At 68.1% G+C, this 5884-nt stretch carries 9 protein-coding genes; 3 read left to right on the top strand and 6 right to left on the bottom strand.

The features are described 5' to 3' along the window. Window positions 1-1103, bottom strand: a 1103-nt coding sequence (locus tag AB0B89_RS34360; RefSeq protein WP_358561296.1) for an ATP-binding protein, incomplete at its 3' end; no start/stop codon positions are given. Between the two features lie 30 nt (window positions 1104-1133). Then, window positions 1134-1718: a recombinase family protein gene (locus AB0B89_RS34365; RefSeq protein ID WP_358561298.1), complete on the bottom strand. Its 585-nt coding sequence runs from the start codon at window positions 1716-1718 to the stop codon at window positions 1134-1136. A gap of 210 nt (window positions 1719-1928) precedes the next feature. Here AB0B89_RS34365 and AB0B89_RS34370 point away from each other — a divergent pair, with 210 nt between their 5' ends. Further along, entirely contained in the window at window positions 1929-2336 is a 408-nt protein-coding gene (locus AB0B89_RS34370) for a hypothetical protein (RefSeq protein WP_358561300.1), read from the top strand. 53 nt (window positions 2337-2389) lie between these two features. On the opposite strand, the gene AB0B89_RS34375 is transcribed toward AB0B89_RS34370, so the two are convergent. Beyond that, on the bottom strand, window positions 2390-2722 hold the full coding sequence (locus AB0B89_RS34375; RefSeq protein ID WP_358561302.1) for a hypothetical protein: 333 nt from the start codon (window positions 2720-2722) through the stop codon (window positions 2390-2392). Here AB0B89_RS34375 and AB0B89_RS34380 point away from each other — a divergent pair, their 5' ends adjacent. After that, window positions 2723-3472 (top strand): phosphotransferase, encoded by a 750-nt coding sequence (locus AB0B89_RS34380; RefSeq protein ID WP_358561305.1) that lies wholly within the window; start codon window positions 2723-2725, stop codon window positions 3470-3472. Window positions 3473-3516: 44 nt separating this feature from the next. Here the strand turns inward: AB0B89_RS34380 and AB0B89_RS34385 are convergent, their stop codons facing one another. Next, window positions 3517-3906 (bottom strand): hypothetical protein, encoded by a 390-nt coding sequence (locus AB0B89_RS34385; RefSeq protein ID WP_358561308.1) that lies wholly within the window; start codon window positions 3904-3906, stop codon window positions 3517-3519. Between AB0B89_RS34385 and AB0B89_RS34390 the strand changes: the two genes are divergently transcribed. After that, window positions 3905-4114 carry a hypothetical protein gene (locus AB0B89_RS34390; protein WP_358561311.1) on the top strand — a complete coding sequence of 70 codons (210 nt, stop codon included), beginning with the start codon at window positions 3905-3907 and terminating at the stop codon, window positions 4112-4114. The genes AB0B89_RS34385 and AB0B89_RS34390 overlap by 2 nt on opposite strands. Window positions 4115-4138: 24 nt before the next feature. On the opposite strand, the gene AB0B89_RS34395 is transcribed toward AB0B89_RS34390, so the two are convergent. Both AB0B89_RS34395 and AB0B89_RS34400 read right to left on the bottom strand, forming a co-directional pair. Then, window positions 4139-4741: a TniQ family protein gene (locus AB0B89_RS34395; RefSeq protein ID WP_358561314.1), complete on the bottom strand. Its 603-nt coding sequence runs from the start codon at window positions 4739-4741 to the stop codon at window positions 4139-4141. Then, window positions 4738-5784: an ATP-binding protein gene (locus AB0B89_RS34400; protein ID WP_358561317.1), complete on the bottom strand. Its 1047-nt coding sequence runs from the start codon at window positions 5782-5784 to the stop codon at window positions 4738-4740. Before AB0B89_RS34400 ends, AB0B89_RS34395 begins: the two co-directional genes overlap by 4 nt. Window positions 5785-5884 lie beyond the last annotated feature (100 nt).

Here is a 5884-nt window from a genome sequence, read left to right on the forward strand (position 1 = left end):
CCCGCACGGCGGACCGTGGCTGTGGCTGGGCGTGTTCGGCGCCGGGGTCTACGGAGGCTACTTCGGCGCCGCGCAGGGCGTGGTGCTGATCGGGCCCGGTGCGTGCCGAGGTCAGTGGCGCGGCCTGTCCAGTAGCTGTCGAGTTCGTCCTGCGGGATGAGTTCCAGCGCCAACTGGCGCAGCGGCAGGTCAGGGGACCCGTTGTCCAGTTCAGTCCAGGGGGCGAAGACGCCGGCGTCGCGTTGCCGTATCGCCTTCATGTGCAGCCTTCCAACGAAGGCTGCACAGGCTCTGTACTGCTGATGCAGCATTTCCGGGATATGCGGCCTGACCAGGCTTACGCGTAGCTGGAGACGGTCGACGTCATCAGCATGCCGTCCCGATGTGAGGTGCCCGAGCGCGTCACGAAGACTGGGCCGGGTGATGGCTTCCGGGTACTCGGTGTCGGTCAGGACGTCGTATAGGAGCTCGACACCTCCCATGAGACGCCGCTGCTCCACAAGGCACTTCCATAGTTCGTTTACCGCCCTGACGCGTTCCTCATGGACGATGCTGTTGGTGAACAGGCGCCTGACATCGCCTGAGTTCGCCCTGATGCTGGCCGCGCCCCGGCGGATGAGGATGTCGCCTGAGCGGAAGAGGGGCTGCCTGTCGTTCGTGATCTGGCCGTCCAGCGCTGCTAGAAGGGGCTGGGCGAAGCGGCGCCGGAAGTGGATCATCCCGTACCGTTTTGCCTCGCTCGTGCCGGGCGCGGCCAGCGTGTGCTCAGCCGCCACCACGATGAAGTCGCCATCGATGTACTTCTCGATCGCCCTGCGGATGATCGTGGTGTCGATCCGCTCAGAGTCGGCGAGGCCGACATGATCGTAGTCATCCGTCACGCCGGCGATGATTGTCCCCCCACCTGGCAGGTTGCAGAAGGCGAGCGCGTCCTTCGCGAGGTTGACTCGGACGGAAGTGCTCGTGATATCACCCAGCGTGGCCTTGAAGTCCCATTCATCGCCTTCCCCTCGCACGGACACGAGTTGCTCGAATGCCTGTTGCGAAATGCGGTCCTGGTAGTCGGCGGTGGTCTGGTGTGGCTGGCTGAACGTGCTCGACACGGAAAAGCCCTCTCAGGGAGTGGCGGCTGGTCAGCCCTCGACAGCGGCTGTGAGGGTCTTGTGGACGACGCCGATTGAGACCTTGACCCCGGCGGCTATGGTGCGGATGGATTCCCCGCGTCTGCGGCGGTCGAGGATCGCGGCGCGTTTGTCGTCGTCGACGACGGGTCGGCGGCCGCCGGCCTTGCCTTGCTTGCGGGCGGCCTCCAGGCCGTTGAGGGTTTTCTTGACGATGTCGCGGTGCCGGTCCTCGGCCAGGGCGAGGGCCAGGTCGAGCAGGAAGGAGCGTTCGGTGTGCTCGCCGGCCGCGATGCCCTCCAGGACCTTGACGCCGATCCCGCGCTGGAACAGGTCGTTGAGGACGATGAGTCCGTCCAGGAGGTTGCGGCCGAGCCGGTCGACCTCCAGGACGGTCAGCAGGTCGCCCTCGCGGATGTAGGACAGCGCGGTGAGGAGCTCGGGCCGGTTCGCCGTGGCGAGCTTGCCGCTCGTCTTCTCCTCGATGACCTTCAGGCAGATCGGGTCGAGGGCGTCGTGCTGCCGCTGGGTCTTCTGCTTGTCGGTGCTGACCCGGACCAGGCCGATGAGCGCCATCGCGAACACCCCTTCGTTCATCAAACGTCTCGTTCGAGGAATCCGAACGGTAACAGATCACAGTCGAAGATGAACGGGAAAATGAACGACCGAACCGGACACGCCGCATGGAGGTCCTGATCCGGCGGGCTGCCCTGCTCGCGTTCGTCAAACGTTCGTTTGCTGAACGGTCGGATCGGGTGACAGACCGGTCGATAGAGTCGCCGGACACGGTTGGGGAGGAAGACGCGGATGAGCAAAAATCTCGGTGGCTACCAGACGATAACGACGGTTATCAAGAGCCTCGGTGGGCCCACCAAGGCCACAGTCATCGTCGGGTCCGTGGTCGCCACGAGCGGCTATGCGGTCCTGCGAGGTGCCGAGGCCGGAGTGAAGAAGGTCGTCAAAGCGGCTCTCGCGAAGAGGAACGCGCCCTGCGCGACGAAGGACCAGGTCTTCGAGGTCATCTCCGACGGCGAAGACGGCAGCGGCCTGAGGCTGAGCGTCGGCGACGAGTACCACGTGATGGAGTGCGACGGGGACGCCGTCCAGATCGAGGTGCTTGGCGATGCCGACAACCCCTACTTCGTGTCCGCCGAGTTCTTGAGGTCGGTCTCGGGCTTCCCGGCAGAAGACGCCGACTCCGCGAACGGCCAGTGACGATAAGACAACTTGCCGGCCGCCGCAGAGCCCTCGGGTGTGTCCCGGGCCGGTTAAGACGGAGGGTCGTCCGCACTCGGAATCCACCGCGCCCGGATCTGCTGCGCGGCGTCCAGGGCGGCCCGTCCGACTACCTGGCCGGACTGGTCGTCGGTGGTGTCCAACGCGACGTACATCGCGGCTTCGACGGTCCTCCACTCCTCTTCGAGCTGCCGCCGGGTGATCCCGTCGTACCGCCCCAGCTCCCGGTAAATCCGGCGGGTCTGGCGCAGCAGGTCCTGCGCCGACCAGGCCCTGTTCCAGCACCGCGCCACCACGGCGCTGACAGCGGCCGGTCGCCGGTTCCCGCGCCGCTGACGACCAACGCCGGGCAGACAGTCCTGCACGTGGACGAGGCGGTGTTCGCGGCTGTCGCGTGGGTGGACGGCGAGCACATCGCGGGAGCCCGGTGGAGCCTGCGCCAGTGCCGCCAGGTCGGCGAGCTGCTGGGAGCCATCCACGCGGGCCTGGCCCAGGCGCTGCCCGGCGGGGTCGGCCCGATCGTCCACCGGGTGCCGGAAGCGGCCCAGGCCAAGGCCGACCTCGACCACTACCAGGCGTTGATCGACGAACGTCCCCGGCTGGACGACTTCGACCGCGCGGCCCGTGCACAGCTCTCGGCGCGGCGTGAGCTGCTGGAAAGCGTGGGCCATCTGCGGCCCGACGACAGCGCCGCCCTGGAACCGGCCGGGTACGTGCACGGCTACTTCCACCCCCTGAACCTGCTGTGGGACCGTTCGGGGCAGGTGGTGGCGGTGCTCGACTGGGACCGCATGGGACGCCGCCGCGCGTACGCCTACGAGCTGGCCCGCTCGATGACGCTGATGTTCGCCGACCCCGGCACCGGGGTTGTGGACCTGGAGCGGGCGGCTGCGTTCACCTGCGCCTACCGCGGCGTCGTCGCGATCGGCGAGGAGCAGTTGCTGAGCCCGTTGCGCCGCCTGTGGTGGGAACGGATGTGCGATCCGTGGCAGTTGAACTGGCACTACGTACGGCATGACACCTCCTGCGATCACCTGTTCGCCTCGGACTGCACTCTGCTGGAGTGGTGGACCGGCCATCTGGAGCTGGTGGAGCAGGCCCTCACCACCCGGTAAGGAGCGGCTGGTCGACCGCCCGGAGATCTCGCCGACCAGCACAGTCACGACGCGAACGTCTCGGCGCGCCCCGCGCACCCGGTTTGGTGGCGGCCGGAGGGTAACGGCGGAGCCGCGCGCAGGCGTACCGGCTGATCGACATCGCGGCCACCGCCGGGCGTCTGCTGGCCGCGGCGACCACCGTGGCCGGAGTGTCTCCCGCGGGTGACACCCTTGGGCTGTCCGGGCGGGCGCTGCGCGATGTGAGGGGGCGGGTCGAGCAGGTCGCCGCGACGCTGTCTGATCTCATCGACCAGGCACGGAGCACGGGTACGGAACTCACCGGCGATGACGTCGCCGCGCTGCTCCGCCGTGCGGTGGAACAGGTGCGCAACCCGTCCCCGCTCCCCTCGCCGGCCGACGAGCGTCCCGAGGTTCAGCGGGGGCCGCCGCATGGTCGAGACGTTGTACGAGTCCGCGGTCGAGGTCGGGATGATCTGCCTGGAGATCGCCCCTGCGCACGTGTCGGAGCAGGACGCCTCCCCGGTCCTGGCCCTCTACGCCGAGGAGATCGGCCTGGATTTGCCTGCGGTGTTGGCGCGCCGGCGTTCTGCCATCACCGGGGACCGGCGCTGCCTGCTGTCCTGTGACAGCGAACCTTGAGTTGTGACAACGAAGGTTGAGCGGTCAGCGCGTTGTCTGGTTGTGGACATAGAGCCTGATCCGGCCGTAGGAGATCGAGACGTCGTGCTCGTCCATGAGTCGTGTCCAGATCTCTGTAGGGCGGTGACCGTTCTCGATCATGGAGTCGATGAGGTGCTGGACCGGATCGATGACCGAGGGGCGGCGGGGTAAGGGCTTGCGGGCCGGAGGCTCGGGGTTGGTGAGGGCGGCCTTGATCGTGCGCTCGGTGACGTGATGGCGCCTGGCCAGGGCGCGCATGGACAGGTTTTCGGTCTCGGCGTCGTGGCGGATCCTCCGGTAGAGCGCTGCCTTATCGAGGCGTTTGGGCTTGGTGGAAGGGCCCGGTTTGTCTCGACCGGGAGCTGGGCCAGCGTCGGAGAGCGTCTTTCGCAGCACCTGAGGGGTGCGTCCGGATAAGACGGCGAGTCGTTCGAGACGCGGCTTGCCGAACCACGTCGGTGGGCCGGCGAGGAAACCGTGCAGGTAGCTGGGCTTGAGGTGGTTGGCCCGGGCCAGACGGCGGATGTAGGAGCCGGTGGTTTCGCCGGATCGGGGACGGACCAGGATCGGAAGCGAAACGAGCCGCTCGTCCGGGACGTTGTTCATCGGCTGGGGCCGGTCTTGGCGCGGGCGCGGGTGGTCTCGGCGGTGTGATCCAGCGGGACGGCGTCCAACCCCTTCCTGGTGATTCCTTCGGTGCCGGTGAGGATGGCGTCGAGGGCGGCTCCGCGGATCTGGTGGGACAGGGCGCCGATCATGCCGCCGGTGCGGTCGTGCAGGTAGCGGTCCAGGCTGGTGAGGGTGCCGGGCTTGTGGGCATGCAGCAGCAGCGTCTGTTCCAGGGTGGCGACCAGGCCCTGCCATTCCGGGCCGTAGGGGAACGGCTGGGTGGTGATGAGGGTGAAGCGTCCGGCGATCTGCGCGCCGCGGGTGCCGGACAGCAGGTCGCTGTGTTCGATGTCGATGCCGGCATAGACGAAGGTGGCCGGGATGCGTTCGGAGAAGTATTTGAGGGTGTCGGCGACCTCGGCGCCGGTGCGGCTGGTCAGCGAGATGTTGTGCAGTTCGTCGACCAGGATCAGTCCGCAGCGGGTGTCGGTGAGCACGCCCACGACGGCCTCGATGATGTCGGTGATGTTGAGCCGGCTGCGGACCGGCAAGCCGAGGAAGCGGCCGAACTCGGCGGCGACCATGCGGGCGGTGGCAGCGGGTGGGACGGTGATGTAGACGACCGGGATCCGGTCGTCAGAGTGCGGGTGACGGGCCCGATCCAGCAGTTCGTGGGCGCGTCCGAGCTGGGTGATGGCGATGGTCTTGCCAGTGCCGGCCGGGCCGGAAACGATCAGCCCCCGGCGGGCGCTGATCGCGTGCCGGTTGAGCAGCACCAGGCGCCGCCCGCAGGTCACCGTATGGCGGACGGCGGAGGTGGCCACCACCAGCAGCCGCGCGTGGTGGTCGAGCCGGGCTTCGTCGTAGGCGTCGCGCTCGATGCCGGGTAACCGGGCGTAGTCGGCGGCGTTCAGCAGGGCGGGCGGGGCCGGTGGCTCGGCCAGCGACCGCCGCCAGCCGGGGATGGTGGTCAGGTGCTGCCCGGACTGCTCGTCAGCGGCCTGCAGGGCGGTGCCGGTGAGGTGGCCGCGGTCGCTCACGAGCGTCTCCAGGGGTTTTCCAGCGGGTCGAACAGTCCCAGCGGGATCACCTTGGCCAGCGGCTCGTCTGTGGTCTCGGCCGGGCCCTGGCCTGATGCGG

The sequence above is a fragment of the Sphaerisporangium sp. NPDC049002 genome (assembly GCF_040649355.1).
Taxonomy (GTDB): Bacteria; Actinomycetota; Actinomycetes; order Streptosporangiales; family Streptosporangiaceae; genus Sphaerisporangium.

Coding starts and splice junctions, on each gene's coding strand:
- AB0B89_RS34365 (WP_358561298.1), bottom strand. CDS start 1,718: ATGAACGAAGGGGTGTTCGCGATGGCGCTCATCGGCCTGGTCCGGGTC.
- AB0B89_RS34370 (WP_358561300.1), top strand. CDS start 1,929: ATGAGCAAAAATCTCGGTGGCTACCAGACGATAACGACGGTTATCAAG.
- AB0B89_RS34390 (WP_358561311.1), top strand. CDS start 3,905: ATGGTCGAGACGTTGTACGAGTCCGCGGTCGAGGTCGGGATGATCTGC.
- AB0B89_RS34385 (WP_358561308.1), bottom strand. CDS start 3,906: ATGCGGCGGCCCCCGCTGAACCTCGGGACGCTCGTCGGCCGGCGAGGG.
- AB0B89_RS34395 (WP_358561314.1), bottom strand. CDS start 4,741: ATGAACAACGTCCCGGACGAGCGGCTCGTTTCGCTTCCGATCCTGGTC.